We start from the raw sequence: 20991 nt of genomic DNA on the forward strand, positions 1-20991 counted from the left end.
AAGCGTTGTGAGGCGTTGAGCTAACCTGTACTAATGACCCGTGAGGCTTAACCATACAACACCCAATGGGTTTTGAAATCCCAGATAGAAAGCGCTTGCGAGAATGCAAACGAGAAACAGCTTGTGCGAATTGTAACGATTTTGCTTGGCGGCAATAGCGTTGTGGTCCCACCTGATCCCATGCCGAACTCAGCAGTGAAACACAGTAGCGCCGATGGTAGTGTGGGAGTTCCCATGTGAGAGTAGGTCACTGCCAAGCACCCATTTCCGATTATGGTTGGTCAACAGAGACTGACGGTAATCCACAAAATTCGTCTGACGACCATAGCGCTGTGGTCCCACCTGATCCCATGCCGAACTCAGCAGTGAAACACAGTAGCGCCGATGGTAGTGTGGGAGTTCCCATGTGAGAGTAGGTCATCGTCAGGCTCTTATTCAGAGAGAAGCCCAACCGAAAGGTTGGGCTTTTTTCGTTTGTGCGTTTGGCTAAGCCACCATATACCGCGAGTTCGCGGACAGGAGTTTGTCCGGAAACGCGGCCTAGGTCCCGGGTTGGGTGGTGGTCGATGCGGTCCTACTCCCCTCCTCTGCCATGACTGGATAGGGGCTTCGACTTCAGGTTGACCTCTGGTTGAAATCCCACCGCCGGCATCGATTTTTGCTTCATTCTGCTATATTATCGCCGCCTTGCACTGGCCCACTAAACTCCGGAGAGATCGTGTCGCTGAACATACGCACCGAGTGTTGTCTTATCCCCTATCATAGCTTCGGTCTGCCCAGTACCGCAGAGGCACTGGTTGAGGTCACCTCTGCGGAGGAGATGGCGGAGGCGTGGAACCTGGAGGCATATCGGGGCGGGCCTCGAATGGTATTGGGGGGGGGCAGCAACACGGTCTTCGTCGAGCGCTACCAGGGGCTGGTGATCGTCAATCGCATCAAGGGGCGTGAGGTCATTGATGAAGGGGGCAGCTGGCTGCTGCGCGTCGGGGCGGGGGAAGATTGGCATGACCTGGTGATGTGGAGCCTGTCGCAACGGATATATGGCCTGGAGAACCTGAGCCTGATCCCCGGCACCGCAGGCGCCGCGCCAGTTCAGAACATCGGTGCCTATGGAATGGAGTTCGCCTCGGTGTGTGCCCATGTGCAGGTGCTGGATCTGGAGACGGGACACTTGCGCCTGCTCACCGCCGAGCAGTGCCAGTTTGGCTATCGGGACTCCATCTTCAAGCGGGAGCTGAAGGACCGGGCCGTGATCCTTGGTGTGGGGATACGCCTGCCGAAACGCTGGTGTCCTCGTCTCAGCTATGGGCCGCTGCGTGAGCTGGACACCCCAACTGCGGAGATGATTGCCGACAAGGTGATGACGGTGCGCAGGCAGAAGCTGCCCGACCCGCGGAATCTGGGCAATGCCGGCAGCTTCTTCAAGAACCCCATTGTCCCCGACGCGGTGGGGCGTGACCTGTTGAGCCGCTATCCACAGATGCCTGCCTACCCTGCCGGTGAAGGTCAGATGAAACTCGCCGCCGGTTGGCTGATTGAGCAGAGCGGCCTCAAGGGGGTGACCCTGGAGGGAGTGGGGGTCCATGCCCAACAGGCACTGGTTTTGGTCAATCACGGCACGGGGACGGCGGCGCAGCTGCTTCGGTTGGCTCGCGAGGTGGTCGCCAGGGTTTCGGACCGCTTTGGGGTGGTGCTAGAACCGGAAGTTCGGCTGCTGGACAGTCGAGGGGAACAGCACTGGAGCCATTATGCCGAGCAATGAGAATCGGCAGCGGGTCCTGGAAGCCCTGCTGGACGGCGAGTTTCATTCTGGGGCGCACCTGGCGGGGCAGCTGGGCCTGAGTCGCACCGCGGTGAATAACCACATCCAGGCCCTGGAATCGCTGGGCCTGGATATCTACAGCGTCAAGGGCAAGGGGTACCGCCTGGCCTGCCCGATGACGCTGTTGAACAGAGAGGCGATCGCCTCTGGGCTCTCCTCTTCTGTGTACCTGTTTGATGAGGTGGAATCCACCAACAGCTTCCTGTTGCAGAATCTTGGCCAACTTGCGTCGGGTGACTGCTGCCTGGCCGAGCGCCAGAGCCAGGGCCGGGGCCGCAGAGGCAGGCAGTGGATCTCGCCCTATGCAGGTTCTCTCTACCTCTCTCTCTATTGGCGGCTGCCTGGGGGGGTTGCCCAGGCCGGCGGCCTCAGCCTGGTGGTTGGCGTGCTGTTGGTCGATGCGCTGGAGTCCCTCGGCATCACCGGGGTCAGCGTTAAGTGGCCCAATGATCTCTATTATGGTGAGGCGAAGCTGGCTGGCATCTTGGTGGAGATGCGCGGTCAGTATGGTGAGCCCGCCGATATGGTTATTGGCTGTGGCATCAACGTCAACCTGGGTGTTGACGCCGCGGCAGAGATCGATCGGGCCTGGACCGATCTGCGACTGGTCACCGGTGAGCCGGTGGACCGAAACCGGCTGGCAAACGCGGTGATCCGGCATCTTCAACAGGGGCTGACCCTGTTTGAGGCTCAGGGATTGGCGCCCTTTATCGAACGCTGGCGCAGGCACGATCGCTACCTGGGCAAGCCGGTGCGGATTCTGCTGGGAGAGTCAGAGGTGCTGGGGGTCGCTGCGGGCATCGACGCCAACGGTGCCCTGTTGCTGGAGACCGAGGACGGGATTCGGGCATTTAACAGTGGCGAAGTGAGCCTGAGGCCCCTGACTTAACGCCTCAGCCAGACACGATTGACCTTGTGGTCATCGCCCTTGCTGAGGATGAGGTTGGCACGGCTCCTGGTGGGCTGGATGTTGGCCTTCAGGTTCGGGCCGTTAATCTCATCCCAGATTTTACTCGCGGTTTTTCGGGCTTCCCCTTCGGTCAATTTCGAGTAGTGGTGGAAGTAGGAGTTGGGATCGGTGAAGGCACCCTGTCGGAACTTGTCGAAGCGGTCTATGTACCAGCGTTTGAGAAGGTCATATTTAGCGTCGACATAGATGGAGAAATCCACAAAATCGGATACGAACAGCCGGTTGCCGGCCTCGGGGTAGTCGTGGGCGGTCTGCAGTACGTTTAATCCTTCAAGAATCAGGATGTCCGGTTTACGGATAGCGTGGTGCCTGTCGGTCAGCCGGTCGTACTCCAGATGAGAGTAGATGGGGGCGTGGACTTCACTTTTTCCCGACTTCACGTCCTTGAGGAAGTCCAGCAGCATTTTTCCATCATAGCTCTGTGGAAACCCCTTTTTGCTCAGCAGTTGCTTCTCTTTCAATTCCTTCAAGGGATAGAGGAAGCCGTCTGTGGTGATCAACTCCACCTTGGGGTGCTCAGGCCAGCGCTGCAGCAGCGCCTGGAGCAGGCGGGCGGTGGTGCTTTTGCCGACGGCTACGGAGCCGGCCACGCTGATGATATAGGGGCCGTCTTCCGGTCTTTCGCCGAGAAACTCCTCCACCACCTGGCTGCGGCGCTGATTGGCATGCACATAGAGGTTGAGCAACCTCGATAGGGGCAGGTACACCGCCTCCACCTCGCTCAACGAGATATCCTCGTTGATGCCCCGCAGCCGTTCGAGTTCCCCTTGACTCAGTGGCAGCGGCACGGCGTCGCGCAGCACAGACCACTGCTCTCGGTTGAACTCCAGGTAGGCGTTACGGGATGTAGATGGGACTGGCGCCATATTAACTCCTTAGATGCGATGGCAAAACTACACCATCAACCCCTAAAGGTACAGCCTGCCGTGGCGGTTGCACCGATTTTGCCCCCAATTTCTGTATAAGACTAAAACTCAGTCAATTGAGGCGATTGACGGGATCTTTTTTGAAATTTGGCTTGCACTGGTTGGTTCAATTTCCTATTATGCGCTCCGCACAAAGCGAAGCCGACTTAGCTCAGTAGGTAGAGCAACTGACTTGTAATCAGTAGGTCGCCAGTTCGATTCCGGCAGTCGGCACCATTTGTAGCAGTGGAGGGGTTCCCGAGTGGCCAAAGGGATCAGACTGTAAATCTGACGGCTCCGCCTTCGAAGGTTCGAATCCTTCCCCCTCCACCATTTTTCTCGGTTCGAGGTAGCCTGAAGATTGTTTTTGCGGGCATCGTATAATGGCTATTACCTCAGCCTTCCAAGCTGATGATGCGGGTTCGATTCCCGCTGCCCGCTCCAAGAAATTTGCTGATATAGCTCAGTTGGTAGAGCGCACCCTTGGTAAGGGTGAGGTCCCCAGTTCAAATCTGGGTATCAGCACCATTTCTTCCCTTCTTCACGCTGCTTCAATCCTTGTTTATACTCATGCGAGTATTACTACGTCAAACGTGGAAAACCACCACCTTAGTTTGGATTGAGGCACTATCATGTCTAAAGAAAAATTTGAGCGTTCGAAGCCGCACGTAAACGTTGGTACCATTGGCCACGTTGACCACGGTAAAACCACTCTGACCGCTGCTATCACCAACGTACTGGCTAAAGTATACGGTGGTGAGGCCAAGGACTTCGCTTCCATCGACAACGCTCCTGAAGAGCGTGAGCGTGGTATCACCATCTCTACCTCTCACGTAGAGTACGATACTCCTACCCGTCACTACGCCCACGTAGACTGCCCCGGACACGCTGACTACGTTAAGAACATGATCACCGGTGCTGCCCAGATGGACGGCGCGATTCTGGTAGTAGCTGCCACCGACGGCCCAATGCCTCAGACCCGTGAGCACATCCTGCTGTCTCGTCAGGTAGGCGTACCTTTCATCATCGTATTCATGAACAAGTGCGACATGGTAGACGATGAAGAGCTGCTGGAACTGGTAGAGATGGAAGTTCGTGAACTGCTGTCCGAGTACGAATTCCCCGGTGACGACCTGCCTGTAATTCAGGGTTCCGCCCTGAAAGCCCTGGAAGGTGAAGAGGAGTGGGAGAAGAAGATCGTTGAGCTGGCTGAAGCCCTGGATACCTACATCCCTGAGCCTGAGCGTGCCATCGACGGTGACTTCATCCTGCCTATCGAAGACGTATTCTCCATCTCCGGCCGTGGTACCGTAGTAACCGGTCGTGTAGAGCGCGGTATCGTTAAAGTTGGTGACGAAGTAGAGATTGTTGGTATCAAAGAGACCACCAAGACTACCTGTACCGGCGTAGAGATGTTCCGCAAGCTGCTGGACGAAGGTCGTGCCGGTGAGAACTGTGGTGTTCTGCTGCGTGGTACCAAGCGTGACGAAGTTCAGCGTGGTCAAGTACTGGCTAAGCCTGGTTCCATCAACCCGCACACCAAGTTCGAGTCTGAAGTGTACGTTCTGTCCAAAGATGAAGGCGGCCGTCACACTCCATTCTTCAAAGGCTACCGTCCTCAGTTCTACTTCCGTACTACTGACGTAACCGGTACCATCGAGCTGCCAGAAGGCGTAGAGATGGTAATGCCTGGTGACAACATCAAGATGGTTGTTACCCTGATCTGCCCCATCGCGATGGACGAAGGCCTGCGCTTCGCTATCCGTGAAGGTGGCCGCACCGTAGGTGCTGGTGTTGTAGCTAAGATCATCGAGTAATCGACAGTCTCGCTATGATAAAAGGGCGCCTGAGGGCGCCCTTTTGCCATTTGTATGCCTGTGCGGCTTGTAAGCAGATACCAGAATGAATAGAATCTAGGGCTGCTTTTTTTACGGTGGTAGCCGGGGGGGGGCCTTCTCCCGGAGAGTCGGTGGATCCCGACCCTGGCATGGCTGTCATCGCAACAGCAGTGGGTGATTCTATCCACTGGTTAACAGGATTGTTGTAATGAGTACCAATATTGAAAATCAAGGTAGTGCGCTGGATACCCTGAAATGGGGCCTGGCTGTGCTGGTTCTGCTGGCTGCCGTCGTGGGCAACTACTATTTTGATACTGTATCTGTTCTGATTCGCGCCCTGGGCGTGGTGATCGCCATCGCTGCGGGTCTTGGCATTGCCGCCACCACAGTGAAGGGCAAAGAGGCTTGGGCGTTTGCCCAGGAAGCCCGTCTGGAAGTGCGTAAAGTTGTCTGGCCCACTCGCCAGGAAACCATGCAGACCACGCTGATCGTTTTTGCCGTGACTGCCATCCTAGCTTTTGTCCTGTGGTTGCTGGATATGGCTCTGGTTAACATCGTTAGCTTGATTACTGGGGTTTAATAGATGTCTGAAGAACAAAATATGCGCTGGTATGTGGTGCAGGCTTTTTCCGGTTTTGAGTCTCGTGTAGCCAAGACCCTGAAAGAGCATATTAAGATGCACGGTATGGAAGACCAGTTCGGTGAGGTTCTGGTGCCTACCGAAGAGGTCGTTGAGATGCGTGCCGGCCAGCGCCGTAAGAGCGAGCGCAAGTTCTTCCCCGGATACGTGCTGGTGCAGATGGTGATGAACGATGCCACCTGGCACCTGGTGCGTAACACCCCGCGCGTGATGGGCTTTATCGGAGGAACCTCCGATCGTCCAGCGCCCATCAGCGAGAAGGAGGCCAACGCCATCCTGAATCGCCTGCAGGAGTCCACCGAGTCTCCCAAGCCTCGCACCCTGTTCGAACCCGGCGAAGTGGTTCGGGTCAACGACGGTCCCTTTGCCGACTTCAACGGTACCGTGGAAGAGGTGGATTACGAAAAGAGCCGCCTGAAGGTCTCGGTACTGATCTTCGGTCGGTCCACTCCGGTGGAGCTGGATTTCTCCCAAGTAGAGAAGTCCTGATCATTAATTGGTCAAAAAAATTTGTTGAGGGGCAGAAGATTTGTATATAATCCGCTGCCCCTTTATTCACGGGGAGTCAGTAGCCCTGACGCTTGAACCCAAATGAGGTATTAAACAATGGCTAAGAAAGTCCAAGCATACATCAAGCTGCAAGTTGCAGCTGGTGCCGCTAACCCTTCACCACCAGTTGGTCCCGCTCTGGGTCAGCACGGTGTTAACATCATGGAATTCTGTAAGGCGTTCAACGCCCGTACCGACAAGATCGAAAAAGGTCTGCCGATTCCTGTAGTGATCACCGTATACGCCGACCGTTCCTTCACCTTCATCACCAAGACTCCTCCAGCGTCTGTACTGCTGAAGAAGGCTGCCGGCATCAAGTCCGGTTCCGGTCGTCCTAACACCGAGAAGGTTGGCACGGTAACCGACGCTCAGCTGCAAGAGATTGCTGAGACCAAGGCTGCCGACATGACTGGTGCTGACATTGAAGCGATGAAGCGCTCCATTGCCGGTACTGCTCGTTCCATGGGCCTGGTAGTTGAGGGATAAGACGATGGCTAAACTGTCTAAGCGCATGCGCGTTATCCGCGAGAAAGTTGACGCTACTCGCGAGTACGAAATCAATGAAGCCGTTGCTCTGCTGAAAGAACTGGCCACTGCCAAGTTCGTAGAGAGCGTTGACGTTGCCGTTAACCTGGGTGTTGATCCCCGTAAATCCGATCAGAACGTTCGCGGCGCCACCGTACTGCCTCACGGCACCGGTCGCGACGTACGCGTAGCGGTATTTACTCAGGGCGCCAACGCCGAAGCCGCCAAAGAAGCCGGTGCCGACCTGGTTGGTATGGAAGATCTGGCTGAACAGGTTAAGAAAGGCGAGATGAACTTCGACGTTGTGGTTGCCTCTCCCGATGCAATGCGCGTTGTAGGTCAGCTGGGTCAGATCCTGGGTCCCCGTGGCCTGATGCCTAACCCTAAGACCGGCACTGTAACTCCTAACGTTGCCGAAGCGGTTAAGAACGCCAAGGCCGGTCAGGTTCGTTACCGCACCGACAAGAACGGCATCATCCACAGCACCATCGGTAAGGTTTCTTTCGACGCTGCACAGCTGAAAGAGAACCTGGAGTCCCTGCTGATCGCCCTGAAGAAGGCCAAGCCTGCTTCTGCCAAGGGTCAGTACATCCAGAAGGTGGCCATCTCCACCACTATGGGTGCCGGTGTAGCCGTGGACCAGGCGACTCTGGAAACCCAGACCGCTTAAAGTTTACAGGGCGCTAAGTTATCGAGTATAATTTTGCGCCCTTAAGGTCGAGGCCAGTCCGCTGGCCCTCGTCCGAGACCGCAGGAGCCGCAAGGCTTAATTTCCTGCGTAGACGGTGAAACAGGACCTTGGAAGATTTCTGATCTTCTGGAACCTTACCACCGTGTCGTTCCCCAGAGATGGGGATTGTTAAGTTTCTAGGTGTTAAAACCTAGGTGGAATCCAGGAGTAAAAGCCAATGGCATTAAGACTCGAAGACAAGAAAGCAATTGTCGCTGAGGTCAACGAAGCTGCCAAAGGTGCTCTGTCTGCTGTAGTTGCCGATTCTCGCGGCGTTACTGTAGGCAGCATGACTGCTCTGCGTAAAAGCGCTCGTGAAGCTGGTGTTGTTATGCGCGTTGTGCGTAACACCCTGGCCAAGCGTGCCGTTGAAGGTACTCCTTACGAGTGCCTGACCGACGCATTCAGTGGTCCTACCCTGATCGCCTTCTCCAACGAGCACCCTGGTGCTGCGGCGCGTCTGTTCAAAGACTTCGCCAAGGAAGAAGCGGCGTTCGAGGTAAAAGCCCTTGCCTACGAAGGGGAACTGATCCCCGCCGAGCAGATTGACCGTCTGGCCAAGCTGCCAACCTACGACGAAGCGATCGCACAGCTGATGATGACCATGAAGGAAGCATCTGCTGGCAAGCTGGTTCGTACTCTGGCTGCTCTGCGCGACCAAAAAGAAGAGCAAGCTGCCTAAGGCTCGCTGCTTAAACTTTTTAAACTAATTTTTTAGGATTGTTAGTAATGTCTATCACTAAAGACCAAATCATCGAAGCCGTAGCTGAAATGTCCGTAATGGACGTTGTTGAGCTGATCGAAGCTATGGAAGAGAAGTTCGGCGTATCCGCCGCTGCCGCTGTTGTTGCTGGTGGCGCTGGCGCTGGCGAAGCTGCTGAAGAGCAGACCGAATTTGACGTAATGCTGACCGGCGCTGGTTCCAACAAGGTTGGTGCCATTAAGGCCGTTCGCGGCGCCACCGGTCTGGGTCTGAAGGAAGCTAAGGCTCTGGTAGAGTCTGCTCCTGCAGCCGTTAAAGAAGGTATCTCTAAAGAAGAAGCCGAAGCTCTGAAGAAAGATCTGGAAGAAGCTGGCTGTCAAGTTGAGATCAAGTAAGCTAACCTATAGCTTACGAGCCTAGGCTACGGCTTAGGTAAGGCTGGTGGTTATTTAACCACCGGCCTTTTTGCGCTGTATAGCGCTGACAAACTTCCCACCGTTTGTCGCCGATCATAGGATCGCGGACCTGGCAGAGATTATTGGTTGGGTTCTTGCACCCCGAGAATGGCGTGTTGCAAGTGCGTGGGCTCAGATGGGTCACCAAAGAGCGAGCAGAGGAACCAAATGGTTTACTCCGATTTTCAAAAAAAACGCATCCGTAAGGACTTTGGTAAGCGTCCAAAAGTTCTGGACATCCCTTACCTGCTGTCGATCCAGCTGGACTCGTTCCAAAACTTCCTGGAGCAGGACGTAGACGGCGAGCGTGGTCTGGAAGCTGCATTCCGCAGTGTATTCCCGATCAAGAGCTTCTCCGGTTACGCCGAGCTGCAGTATGTGAGTTACAAGCTGGGCGAGCCCGTATTTGACGTAAAAGAGTGCCAGATCCGAGGCATTACCTATTCCGCTCCCCTGCGGGTGAAATTGCGCCTTGTCCTGATGGACAAGGAAGCCGGCGGTGCCGTTAAGGACATCAAAGAGCAGGAAGTGTACATGGGTGACATTCCTCTGATGACCGAGAATGGTACCTTCGTGATAAACGGCACCGAGCGTGTGATCGTTTCTCAGCTGCACCGTAGCCCAGGTGTGTTCTTCGACCACGACCGTGGTAAGACTCACTCCTCCGGTAAGGTGCTGTATAACGCCCGTGTTATTCCCTATCGTGGCTCCTGGCTGGACTTCGAGTTCGATCCCAAGGACAACCTGTTTGTCCGTATCGACCGTCGTCGTAAGCTGCCTGCCACCATCATGCTGCGCGCCCTGGGTTTCAGCACCGATGAGATGCTGGAGATGTTCTTCGACAAGTTGGAGTTCTCCATCAAGAAGGACAAGCTGGTCATGGCCCTGGTGCCTGAGCGCCTGCGTGGTGAAACCGCCGTCTTCGACATCAAAGATGCCGACGGTAATGTGCTGGTTGAAACCGGCCGCCGCGTGACCGCCCGTCACATCCGCGCCATGGAGAAAGCCGGCCAGACCGAACTGGAAGTGCCCGTAGAGTACCTGGTTGGCAAAGTGGCCGACAAAGACTACGTGGACGAAGCCACCGGTGAACTGCTGGTCGCCGCCAACCAGGAACTGAGCCTGGAGGACGTGGCCAAGCTGTCCCAGTCCGGTATCAAGGCGTTCAGCACCCTGTACACCAACGACCTGGACTCCGGCCCCTACATCTCCACCACGCTGGCCATCGACTCCTGTCAGGAGCGCATGGAAGCCCTGGTTGAGATCTACCGCATGATGCGCCCCGGCGAGCCGCCAACCCGCGAAGCGGCCGAAGCCCTGTTCGAGAACCTGTTCTTCTCCGAAGAGCGCTACGATCTGTCCACCGTTGGCCGGATGAAGTTCAACCGTCGCCTGGGCCGCAGTGAATCCACAGGTTCCGGTGTCCTGGACAAGGCCGATATCGTCGATGTCATGAAGAAGATCATCGAGATCCGCAACGGCAACGACGAGGTGGACGATATCGACCACCTGGGTAACCGTCGTATCCGCTCCGTCGGTGAGATGGCCGAGAACCAGTTCCGTGTAGGCCTGGTGCGTGTTGAGCGTGCCGTGCGTGAACGTCTGTCCCTGGGTGACCTGGACAGCCTGATGCCTCAGGACCTGATCAATGCCAAGCCCATCTCTGCGGCAGTGAAGGAGTTCTTCGGTTCTTCCCAGCTGTCCCAGTTTATGGATCAGAACAACCCGCTGTCCGAGGTGACTCACAAGCGTCGTATCTCGGCACTGGGTCCCGGCGGCCTGACCCGTGAGCGTGCCGGCTTCGAGGTTCGAGACGTACACCCGACCCACTATGGTCGACTGTGCCCCATCGAAACGCCCGAAGGTCCAAACATTGGTCTGATCAACTCCCTGGCGAGCTACTCTCGTACCAACGAGTACGGCTTCCTGGAGACCCCCTACCGTCGCGTTATCGATGGCGTGGTGACCGAAGAGATCGATTACCTCTCTGCCATCGAAGAGGGCAACTTCGTTATCGCCCAGGCCAACACCAACCTGGATGAGAACAACCGCCTGCCGGAAGATGAGCTGATCGCCAGCCGCCATAAGGGCGAGCCTGGCTTCATGACCGCGGATCAGATCCAGTACATGGACATCTCCCCGTCTCAGATCGTGTCTGTGGCGGCGTCCCTGATTCCGTTCCTGGAGCACGACGATGCCAACCGGGCCCTGATGGGTGCGAACATGCAGCGTCAGGCCGTACCTACCCTGAAGGCGGACAAGCCTCTGGTCGGTACCGGCATGGAGCGTAACGTTGCGGTTGACTCCGGTGTAACCGCCGTAGCCAAGCGTGGTGGTGTGATCGATTACGTCGATGCGTCCCGCATCGTCGTCAAGGTGAATGAAGATGAGCTGGTACCTGGCGAGGCCGGTATCGACATCTACAACCTGACCAAGTACACCCGTTCCAACCAGAACACCTGCATCAACCAGCGTCCCGTCTGTAACGTTGGTGAGCCGGTAACCCGTGGTGACGTACTGGCCGATGGTCCTTCCACCGACCTGGGTGAGCTGGCGCTGGGCCAGAACCTGCGCGTCGCCTTCATGACCTGGAACGGTTACAACTTTGAGGATTCCATCCTGCTGTCGGAGCGTGTGGTTCAGGAAGATCGCCTGACTACCATCCACATTCAGGAACTTTCCTGCATTGCGCGTGACACCAAGCTGGGCAGCGAAGAGATCACTGCTGACATCCCCAACGTGGGTGAGTCCGCCCTGTCCAAACTGGACGAGTCCGGCATCGTGTACGTTGGTGCCGAGATGAAGCCCGGTGACATCCTGGTGGGTAAGGTAACGCCTAAGGGTGAGACCCAGCTGACTCCCGAGGAGAAGCTGTTGCGTGCCATCTTCGGTGAGAAGGCGTCCGACGTGAAGGACTCCTCCCTGCGTGTGCCGAACTCCGTATACGGCACCGTGATCGATGTACAGGTCTTTACCCGCGATGGCGTGGAGAAGGACAAGCGTGCCATCGAGATCGAGGAGATGCAGCTGAAGGAAGCGAAGAAGGATCTGACCGAAGAGTTCAGCATCCTGGAGAACGGCGTCTACGACCGTGCCCGCTCCCTGCTGCTGGCTTCCGGCATGTCCGAAGCTCAGCTGGACAAGATGGATCGTGCCAAGTGGCTGGAACTGCCTCTGGATGACGAAGGCAAGCAGACCGAACTGGAACAGCTGGCCGAGCAGCACGAAGAGCTGCGCGCCGAGTTCGACAAGAAGTTCGAGATCAAGCGCCGCAAGATCATCCAGGGCGATGACCTGGCTCCCGGTGTACTGAAGATCGTCAAGGTGTACCTGGCCGTGAAGCGTCGCATTCAGCCTGGTGACAAGATGGCCGGTCGTCACGGTAACAAGGGTGTAATCTCCACCATCGTTCCTGTCGAGGATATGCCTTACGACGAGACCGGTACTCCGGTGGACATCGTACTGAACCCCCTGGGTGTACCGTCCCGTATGAACATCGGTCAGATCCTGGAGGTGCACCTGGGTGCTGCCGCCCGTGGCATCGGCACCAAGATCACCGCCATGCTGGAACAGCAGAAGGCGATCGCCGAACTGCGCGACTACATCCAGCAGGCGTACGATCTGGGTGAAGCCCAGCAGAAGGTAGAGCTGAACACCTTCACCGACGAGGAGGTGATTCGCCTGGCGAAGAACCTGCAAGGCGGTATGCCTGTGGCTACCCCGGTATTCGACGGTGCCCGTGAAGCCGAGGTGAAGGAGCTGCTGACCCTGGCGGGTCTGCCTACCTCAGGTCAGATCACCCTGTATGACGGTCGTACCGGTGACGCCTTCGAACGTCCTGTAACCGTGGGTTACATGTACATGCTGAAGCTGAACCACCTGGTTGATGACAAGATGCACGCCCGTTCCACCGGTTCCTACAGCCTGGTTACCCAGCAGCCGCTGGGTGGTAAGGCACAGTTCGGTGGACAGCGCTTCGGTGAGATGGAGGTGTGGGCACTCGAGGCGTATGGCGCCGCCTACACCCTGCAGGAGATGCTGACCGTGAAGTCTGATGATGTGAACGGTCGTACCCAGATGTACAAGAACATCGTCGACGGTAACCACTCCATGCAGCCTGGTATGCCTGAGTCCTTCAACGTACTGTTGAAGGAGATCAAGTCCCTCGGTATCAACATCGAGCTGGACCAGGAATAAGCCACCCGCTGAGCGGTATATGACGCGGTGTCCCGCCCTGAGGCGGGACACCGAGGTTAAACCTCCACTAGGAGATGAACGTGAAAGACTTACTCCAGTTTCTGAAGAAGCAGAACAAGTCTGAAGAGTTTAACGGTATCAAGATCGGTCTGGCCTCCCCAGACATGATCCGCTCTTGGTCTTTCGGTGAAGTTAAGAAGCCGGAAACCATCAACTACCGTACCTTCAAGCCAGAGCGTGACGGCCTGTTTTGTGCGCGTATCTTTGGTCCGGTAAAAGACTACGAGTGCCTGTGCGGCAAATACAAGCGCCTGAAGCATCGCGGTGTTATCTGCGAAAAGTGCGGCGTTGAAGTTACCCAGACCAAGGTGCGCCGTGAGCGCATGGGTCACATCGAGCTGGCCAGCCCGGTTGCCCACATCTGGTTCCTGAAGTCCCTGCCATCCCGCATCGGTCTGCTGCTGGACATGACCCTGCGTGACATTGAGCGTGTGCTGTATTTCGAAAGCTATGTGGTGATCGAAACCGGCATGACCTCTCTGGAGAAGGGCCAGATGCTCACCGAAGAGGAGTACCTGGACGCCCTGGAGGAGCACGGTGACGAGTTCGACGCCCGCATGGGTGCCGAGGCGATCCTGGAGCTGCTGAAAGCCATCGATCTCGAGAGCGAGATCAACGAGATGCGCGAAGAGCTGCCCCAGACCAACTCCGAGACCCGCCGCAAGAAGCTGACCAAACGCCTGAAGCTGATGGAAGCCTTCTACCAGTCCGGTAACAAGCCAGAGTGGATGATCATGGCGGTACTGCCGGTGCTGCCACCGGACCTGCGTCCCCTGGTACCCCTGGATGGCGGCCGGTTCGCGACCTCTGATCTGAACGATCTCTACCGTCGCGTGATCAACCGCAACAACCGTCTGAAGCGCCTGCTGGACCTGGCGGCCCCTGACATTATCGTACGCAACGAAAAGCGTATGCTGCAGGAGTCCGTGGATGCCCTGCTGGACAACGGCCGCCGCGGTCGTGCCATCACCGGTTCCAACAAGCGTCCTCTGAAGTCCCTGGCTGACATGATCAAGGGTAAACAGGGCCGCTTCCGTCAGAACCTGCTGGGTAAGCGGGTGGACTACTCCGGTCGTTCGGTCATTACCGTGGGTCCGACCCTGCGTCTGCACCAGTGCGGTCTGCCCAAGAAGATGGCGCTGGAACTGTTCAAGCCCTTCATCTACGGCAAGCTGGAAGGTCGTGGCCTGGCCACCACCATCAAGGCTGCCAAGAAGATGGTGGAGCGCGAGGTCCCCGAGGTTTGGGACGTACTGGACGAAGTGATTCGTGAGCACCCGGTGCTGCTTAACCGTGCACCGACTCTGCACCGTCTGGGTATCCAGGCGTTTGAGCCGGTGCTGATCGAAGGTAAAGCGATTCAGCTGCATCCCCTGGTGTGTGCGGCCTACAACGCCGACTTCGACGGTGACCAGATGGCGGTACACGTCCCCCTGACCCTGGAAGCCCAGCTGGAAGCCCGTGCGCTGATGATGTCCACCAACAACATCCTGTCGCCCGCATCCGGTGATCCCATCATCGTTCCTTCGCAGGACGTGGTGCTGGGTCTGTACTACATGACCCGTGAGAAGGTGAACGACCTGGGTGAAGGCATGGTGTTTACCTCCGTGGCCGAAGCCGAGAAGGCCTACCGCACCAAGACCGCCAACCTGCACGCTCGCGTCAAGGTTCGCATCACCGACACCTTCCTGGGTGAAGATGGTGAGGTGCAGGAGGAGCGTAAGATCGTCGACACCACCGTGGGTCGTGCCATCCTGTCGATGATCCTGCCCAAGGGCATGTCCTTCGACCACATCAACCGGGATATGGGCAAGAAGGCGATCTCCGGGGTACTGAACAGCTGCTACCGGATCCTGGGCCTCAAGCACACGGTGATCTTCGCTGACCAGCTGATGTACACCGGCTTCCACTACGCCACCCGCTCCGGCACCTCCGTAGGTATCGACGACATGGTGGTGCCCGAGGCCAAGAAGACCATCATCGATGCCGCCGAAGAGGAGGTCACCGAGATTCAGGAGCAGTTCCAGGCCGGTCTGGTGACCGCCGGTGAGCGCTACAACAAGGTGATCGACATCTGGGCCAGCGCCAACGAGAAGGTCTCCAAGGCGATGATGGAGAACCTGAAGACCGAAACCGTCATCAACCGTGATGGCGAAGAGGAAGAGCAGGGCTCCTTCAACAGCATCTACATGATGGCCGACTCCGGTGCTCGTGGTAGTGCTGCCCAGATTCGTCAGCTGGCCGGTATGCGTGGCCTGATGGCCAAGCCAGACGGCTCCATTATCGAAACCCCCATTAAGGTGAACTTTAAAGAGGGTCTGTCGGTAGCGGATTACTTTATCTCCTCTCACGGTGCTCGTAAGGGTCTGGCGGATACCGCACTGAAGACCGCGAACTCCGGTTACCTGACTCGTCGTCTGGTGGATGTGGCCCAGGATCTGGTGATCATCGAGAACGACTGTGGCACCGAAGAGGGTCTGTCCGTGAAACCGCTGATCGAAGGCGGTGACGTGGTTGAGCCGCTGCGTGAGCGCGTACTGGGCCGTGTGGTGGCCAAGGACGTGATCAAGCCCGGTACCGAAGACGAGGTGCTGCTGCCCCGCAACACCCTGCTGGACGAGAAGATGTGTGACATCCTCGAAGAGCACTCGGTGGACGAGGTACTGGTTCGCTCGGTGATTACCTGTCACACCGACTTCGGTGTGTGTGCCCACTGCTACGGCCGTGACCTGGCCCGTGGCCACATCGTCGGTAAGGGTGAGGCCATTGGTGTGGTTGCCGCCCAGTCCATCGGTGAGCCCGGCACCCAGCTGACCATGCGTACCTTCCACATCGGTGGTGCGGCATCCCGTGCGTCGGCCGAGTCCAACGTACAGGTGAAGAACGCCGGTAGCCTGAAGCTGCACAACGCCAAGTTCGTCACCAACTCCGACAACAAGATCGTGATCACCTCTCGCTCTACCGAGCTGGCGATCATCGATGATCTGGGTCGTGAGAAGGAGCGCTACAAGCTGCCCTACGGTGCGGTGCTGGAGAAGGCCGAGGAAGATGCGGTTGTCGCCGGCGACATCGTAGCCAACTGGGACCCGCACACTCACCCAATCATCACCGAAGTAGAGGGTGTGATTAAGTTCGTTGACATGATCGACGGCGTCACCATGAAGCGTGAAACCGACGAGCTGACCGGTCTGTCCAGCATCGTGGTTCTGGATCCCAACCAGCGCACCAGCGCCGGTAAAGAGATGCGTCCTGCGGTGAAACTGGTGGATGCGTCCGGTAACGAACTGATGATCCCCGGCACCGAAGTGCCTGCCCAGTACTTCCTGTCCGGTAACGCCATTGTCAGCATCGACGACGGCGCCACCGTGAACGTGGGTGATGCACTGGCCCGTATTCCTCAGGAATCCGGCGGTACCAAGGATATTACCGGTGGTCTGCCCCGAGTGGCCGACCTGTTCGAAGCCCGCAAGCCGAAAGAGCCTGCGATCCTGGCTGAAATCACCGGCACCATCTCCTTCGGTAAGGAGACCAAGGGTAAGCGTCGTCTGGTGATCACTCCTCACGATGGCGGCAAGCCGTACGAAGAGATGATTCCCAAGTGGCGTAACCTGAACGTGTTCGAGGGTGAGAAGGTTGAGCGTGGCGAAGTGATCGCCGACGGTCCAGAGGCCCCGCATGACATCCTGCGTCTGCGTGGCATCCACGCCGTGGCCAACTACATCGTCAACGAGGTTCAGGAAGTGTACCGTCTGCAGGGTGTGAAGATTAACGATAAGCACATCGAGGTGATCATTCGCCAGATGCTGCGTAAGTGCATCATCACCAGCGCCGGCGATTCCGATCTGCTGGAGGGTGAACAGGCTGAAGTGGCACGGGTGAACATCATCAACCGTAACCTCATCGCCGAGGGCAAGCAGCCCGCCACCTACGAGCTGGAGCTGCTGGGTATCACCAAGGCGTCCCTGGCCACCGAATCCTTCATCTCCGCGGCCTCCTTCCAGGAGACCACCCGCGTGCTGACCGAAGCGGCAGTGAGCGGCAAGCAGGACGACCTGCGCGGCCTGAAGGAGAACGTGATCGTGGGTCGACTGATCCCTGCCGGTACCGGCTACGCTTACCACGAGCAGCGTAACGCCAAGGAGGAGTCGGTGACTCCCGTGGTCAGCGCCTCGGAAGCGGAGCAGAACCTGGCGGATCTGCTGAACGCCGCCGACGACTAAGCCTCTGGCATCGGCAACATGAAAAAGGGGCGCCTAGGCGCCCCTTTCTAGTTTGGACCCGGAATGTGGAATCCCGGTGGGGCAGGTGGCAAGGAATCTTGCCTACAGCGCCTGATCCCGCTGGCTATTTCTTGACACCCGGTCTGCGGGTGCTTAAAATTCCGCGTCCCCCTTTTTGGGGGTCGATTTTTCGCACCTGAAAATGAGTAGTAAACATCAATTGGAGTAATCAATGGCTACTGTAAACCAGTTGGTACGTAAGCCTCGCCAATCGAAGGTCATCAAGACTAACGTTCCGGCTCTGGAAGCGTGCCCTCAAAAGCGTGGCGTGTGCACCCGTGTATACACCACCACCCCTAAGAAGCCGAACTCTGCACTGCGTAAAGTGTGCCGTGTTCGTCTGACCAACGGTTTTGAAGTGACCTCCTACATCGGTGGTGAGGGTCACAACCTGCAGGAGCACTCCGTGGTCCTGATCCGTGGCGGTCGTGTGAAGGACTTGCCTGGTGTGCGTTACCACACCGTTCGTGGTGCCCTGGATACTGCCGGCGTGAGCGATCGTCGCCAAGGCCGTTCCAAGTACGGTGCCAAGCGTCCTAAGTCTTAATGGTTCTCCGTTAAGTAAGGCCAAGCAACTTTAAATTTTTGTACATCCTGTTTTGGATATACCTGAAGAAATCGGAGAGATCCCATGCCAAGACGTCGCGTCGTAGGTCAACGTAAAATTCTGCCGGATCCTAAGTTCGGATCTGAGCTTCTGGCCAAGTTTGTAAACGTGGTTATGCTGGACGGTAAGAAGTCCACTGCCGAGCGCATCGTATACGGTGCCCTGGAAGCCGCCGCTTCCAAGTCCGGTAAAGACCACCTGGAAATTTTTGAAACTGCTCTGGAGAACATCCGTCCTGCCGTCGAGGTTAAATCTCGTCGTGTAGGTGGTTCAACCTATCAGGTGCCGGTTGAAGTTCGCCCAGTTCGTCGTAACACCCTGGCCATGCGCTGGTTGGTGGAAGCTGCTCGTAAGCGTGGCGAAAAATCGATGGCTCTGCGTATGGCAGGTGAGCTGCTGGACGCTGCCGACAACAAAGGTTCTGCGGTTAAGAAGCGTGAAGACGTTCACCGTATGGCCGAAGCCAACAAGGCGTTTGCCCACTACCGTTGGTAAGCGCGACGGCGCAGCACGCTCCGTGCTGCGCCTGTTTTGCATGATCTCCCGGGCAATTACCGGGATAAGAGGAAGAAATCGTGGCTCGTACTACTCCACTAGAGCGCTACCGCAATATCGGTATCTGTGCTCACGTTGACGCCGGTAAAACTACCACCACTGAGCGGGTGCTGTTCTACACCGGTTTGTCACACAAGATCGGTGAAGTGCACGATGGCGCCGCAACTATGGATTGGATGGAGCAGGAGCAGGAGCGTGGTATCACCATTACCTCTGCTGCGACCACCACCTTCTGGCGTGGTATGGAGGGTCAGTACCCCGAGCACCGCATCAACATCATCGACACCCCCGGACACGTGGACTTTACCATCGAGGTAGAGCGTTCCCTGCGTGTGCTGGATGGCGCTGTGGTGGTGTTCTGTGGTTCCTCTGGTGTTGAGCCTCAGTCTGAAACCGTATGGCGTCAGGCTGACAAGTACCAGGTTCCGCGCATGGTGTTCGTCAACAAGATGGACCGCGCTGGCGCTGACTTCGAACGCGTTATCGAGCAGATCCGTGATCGTCTGGGGGCCAACTGTGTGCCGATCCAGCTGAACATCGGTGCCGAGGATGAGTTCAAGGGCGTCATCGACCTGCTGAAGATGAAGGCGATCAACTGGAACGAAGCGGACCAGGGGATGACCTTCAGCTACGATGAGATCCCTGCCGAGCTGGCCGATACGGCCACCGAATGGCGGGAGTTCATGGTAGAGTCAGCCGCCGAAGCATCCGAAGAGCTGATGGACAAGTACCTGGAAGAGGGTGACCTGTCCGAAGCAGAGATTCGCCAGGGGCTGCGTACCCGCACCCTGAACAACGAGATCGTTCTGGCTACCTGTGGCTCCGCCTTTAAGAATAAGGGCGTACAGGCGGTTTTGGACGCGGTTGTCGAATACCTGCCGGCTCCGATTGACGTGCCTGCCATTAAAGGTGTGGATGAGCGCGAGAACGAAGTTGAGCGTCACTCCGACGACAACGAGCCCTTCTCTGCGCTGGCGTTCAAGATCGCCACCGACCCCTTTGTTGGCACCCTGACTTTCTTCCGGGTTTACTCTGGTGTAGTGAGCACCGGCGACACCGTCTACAACTCCGTCAAGGAGAAGCGTGAGCGCTTTGGTCGGATCGTGCAGATGCACTCCAACGACCGTAAAGAGCTCAAAGAGGTGCGTGCCGGCGACATCGCTGCTGCCATCGGTCTGAAAGACGTCACCACAGGCGACACCCTGTGCGACATGAACCACAAGGTGGTTCTCGAGCGCATGGAGTTCCCTGAGCCGGTGATTCAGATCGCGGTAGAGCCTCGTACCAAGGCCGACCAGGAGAAGATGGGCATTGCCCTGGGCAAGTTGGCGGCGGAGGATCCCTCCTTCCGCGTGGAGACCGATGAGGAATCCGGCCAGACCCTGATCTCCGGCATGGGCGAGCTGCACCTGGATATTATCGTTGACCGAATGAAGCGTGAGTTCAGCGTTGACTGCAACGTTGGTAAACCTCAGGTGGCTTACCGTGAGACCATCCGCTCCAAGGTGGAAGTTGAAGGTAAGTTCGTTCGTCAGTCCGGCGGTCGTGGCCAGTATGGTCACGTATGGCTCAAGATGGAGCCCAAAGAGGCTGGCGAAGGTTTCGAATTCGTCAACGACATCGTAGGTGGTGTGGTTCCCAAGGAATACATTCCTGCGGTAGAAAAAGGCTGTAAAGAGCAGATGGACATGGGCGTACTGGCTGGCTTCCCTATGCTGGATGTCAAAGTCACCCTGTTCGACGGTTCCTTCCACGATGTTGACTCCAATGAAATGGCGTTTAAGATCGCGGGTTCCATGGGCTTTAAGAAAGGCGCCATGGAAGCGGATCCGGTCCTGCTTGAGCCGATGATGAAGGTTGAGGTCACCACTCCGGAAGACTGGATGGGTGACGTCGTTGGCGACATCAACCGTCGCCGCGGAATGATCGACGGTATGGATGATGGCCCTGCCGGGCTGAAAATTATCCGCGCTAAGGTGCCATTAGCCGAAATGTTTGGTTATGCTACCGATCTGCGCTCTGCTACCCAAGGTCGCGCTTCCTACTCCATGGAGTTCCTGGAGTACAACGAAGCACCGCAAAACGTAGCTCAAGCTGTAATCGATGGCCGATTTGGCTAAATCCCTTTAATACCCGGGTCGCGCCCGGGTACTTA

General features: G+C 57.0%; 15 protein-coding genes, 4 tRNA genes and 2 rRNA genes. 20 read left to right on the forward strand and 1 reads right to left on the reverse strand.

Features of this window, described 5'->3' with window-relative positions; genetic code table 11:
- Positions 1 to 144 precede the first annotated feature (144 nt).
- From rrf (FCL40_RS17355) to birA, 4 genes are all read left to right on the forward strand, one after another.
- Positions 145 to 259: ribosomal RNA gene (gene rrf / locus FCL40_RS17355) — 5S ribosomal RNA — on the forward strand.
- 55 nt (positions 260 to 314) lie between these two features.
- A 5S ribosomal RNA gene (gene rrf / locus FCL40_RS17360) occupies positions 315 to 429 on the forward strand.
- 289 nt (positions 430 to 718) lie between these two features.
- The gene (gene murB / locus FCL40_RS17365) at positions 719 to 1762 is read left to right on the forward strand and encodes a UDP-N-acetylmuramate dehydrogenase (protein ID WP_229360370.1); all 1044 of its coding nucleotides are present in this window, start codon (positions 719 to 721) and stop codon (positions 1760 to 1762) included.
- Complete coding sequence (birA, locus tag FCL40_RS17370; RefSeq protein WP_136854554.1) at positions 1749 to 2711, forward strand: bifunctional biotin--[acetyl-CoA-carboxylase] ligase/biotin operon repressor BirA; 963 nt, start codon at positions 1749 to 1751, stop codon at positions 2709 to 2711. Before murB ends, birA begins: the two co-directional genes overlap by 14 nt.
- On the opposite strand, the gene coaA is transcribed toward birA, so the two are convergent.
- On the reverse strand, positions 2708 to 3658 hold the full coding sequence (gene coaA / locus FCL40_RS17375) for a type I pantothenate kinase (protein WP_136854555.1): 951 nt from the start codon (positions 3656 to 3658) through the stop codon (positions 2708 to 2710). The two genes, birA and coaA, sit on opposite strands and share 4 nt — an antisense overlap.
- A gap of 200 nt (positions 3659 to 3858) precedes the next feature.
- On the opposite strand from coaA, the gene FCL40_RS17380 reads away from it, so the two are divergent.
- The 16 genes from FCL40_RS17380 to fusA all read left to right on the forward strand — a co-directional run bounded on the left by FCL40_RS17380 (position 3859) and on the right by fusA (position 20956).
- Positions 3859 to 3934, forward strand: a tRNA-Thr gene (locus FCL40_RS17380).
- 11 nt (positions 3935 to 3945) lie between these two features.
- A tRNA-Tyr gene (locus FCL40_RS17385) sits at positions 3946 to 4030 on the forward strand.
- Positions 4031 to 4066: 36 nt separating this feature from the next.
- Positions 4067 to 4141: transfer RNA gene (locus FCL40_RS17390), tRNA-Gly, on the forward strand.
- An 8-nt stretch (positions 4142 to 4149) separates the two neighbouring features.
- Positions 4150 to 4225 (forward strand) — tRNA-Thr (locus FCL40_RS17395).
- A 104-nt stretch (positions 4226 to 4329) separates the two neighbouring features.
- Positions 4330 to 5514, forward strand: coding sequence for an elongation factor Tu (tuf, locus tag FCL40_RS17400; RefSeq protein WP_136854556.1), 1185 nt, complete (start codon positions 4330 to 4332; stop codon positions 5512 to 5514).
- Positions 5515 to 5743: 229 nt separating this feature from the next.
- Positions 5744 to 6115: a preprotein translocase subunit SecE gene (secE, locus tag FCL40_RS17405; RefSeq protein WP_136854557.1), complete on the forward strand. Its 372-nt coding sequence runs from the start codon at positions 5744 to 5746 to the stop codon at positions 6113 to 6115.
- A gap of 3 nt (positions 6116 to 6118) precedes the next feature.
- The gene (nusG, locus tag FCL40_RS17410) at positions 6119 to 6664 is read left to right on the forward strand and encodes a transcription termination/antitermination protein NusG (RefSeq protein WP_136854558.1); all 546 of its coding nucleotides are present in this window, start codon (positions 6119 to 6121) and stop codon (positions 6662 to 6664) included.
- Between the two features lie 117 nt (positions 6665 to 6781).
- Positions 6782 to 7210, forward strand: coding sequence for a 50S ribosomal protein L11 (rplK, locus tag FCL40_RS17415; RefSeq protein WP_136854559.1), 429 nt, complete (start codon positions 6782 to 6784; stop codon positions 7208 to 7210).
- Between the two features lie 4 nt (positions 7211 to 7214).
- A complete protein-coding gene (rplA, locus tag FCL40_RS17420; RefSeq protein ID WP_136854560.1) occupies positions 7215 to 7919 on the forward strand; it encodes a 50S ribosomal protein L1 in 705 nt (234 codons plus the stop codon).
- 238 nt (positions 7920 to 8157) lie between these two features.
- The gene (rplJ, locus tag FCL40_RS17425; protein ID WP_136854561.1) at positions 8158 to 8661 is read left to right on the forward strand and encodes a 50S ribosomal protein L10; all 504 of its coding nucleotides are present in this window, start codon (positions 8158 to 8160) and stop codon (positions 8659 to 8661) included.
- Between the two features lie 47 nt (positions 8662 to 8708).
- On the forward strand, positions 8709 to 9077 hold the full coding sequence (gene rplL / locus FCL40_RS17430; RefSeq protein ID WP_136854562.1) for a 50S ribosomal protein L7/L12: 369 nt from the start codon (positions 8709 to 8711) through the stop codon (positions 9075 to 9077).
- A 228-nt stretch (positions 9078 to 9305) separates the two neighbouring features.
- Complete coding sequence (rpoB, locus tag FCL40_RS17435; RefSeq protein ID WP_136854563.1) at positions 9306 to 13334, forward strand: DNA-directed RNA polymerase subunit beta; 4029 nt, start codon at positions 9306 to 9308, stop codon at positions 13332 to 13334.
- An 80-nt stretch (positions 13335 to 13414) separates the two neighbouring features.
- Entirely contained in the window at positions 13415 to 17614 is a 4200-nt protein-coding gene (gene rpoC, locus FCL40_RS17440; RefSeq protein WP_136854564.1) for a DNA-directed RNA polymerase subunit beta', read from the forward strand.
- A gap of 232 nt (positions 17615 to 17846) precedes the next feature.
- Entirely contained in the window at positions 17847 to 18221 is a 375-nt protein-coding gene (rpsL, locus tag FCL40_RS17445; protein WP_136854565.1) for a 30S ribosomal protein S12, read from the forward strand.
- Between the two features lie 84 nt (positions 18222 to 18305).
- The gene (gene rpsG, locus FCL40_RS17450) at positions 18306 to 18776 is read left to right on the forward strand and encodes a 30S ribosomal protein S7 (RefSeq protein ID WP_136854566.1); all 471 of its coding nucleotides are present in this window, start codon (positions 18306 to 18308) and stop codon (positions 18774 to 18776) included.
- 80 nt (positions 18777 to 18856) lie between these two features.
- Positions 18857 to 20956: an elongation factor G gene (gene fusA / locus FCL40_RS17455; protein WP_136854567.1), complete on the forward strand. Its 2100-nt coding sequence runs from the start codon at positions 18857 to 18859 to the stop codon at positions 20954 to 20956.
- Positions 20957 to 20991 lie beyond the last annotated feature (35 nt).

Origin of the sequence: Ferrimonas sediminicola (assembly GCF_005116715.1) — a bacterium.
Classification (GTDB): Bacteria; Pseudomonadota; Gammaproteobacteria; order Enterobacterales; family Shewanellaceae; genus Ferrimonas; species Ferrimonas sediminicola.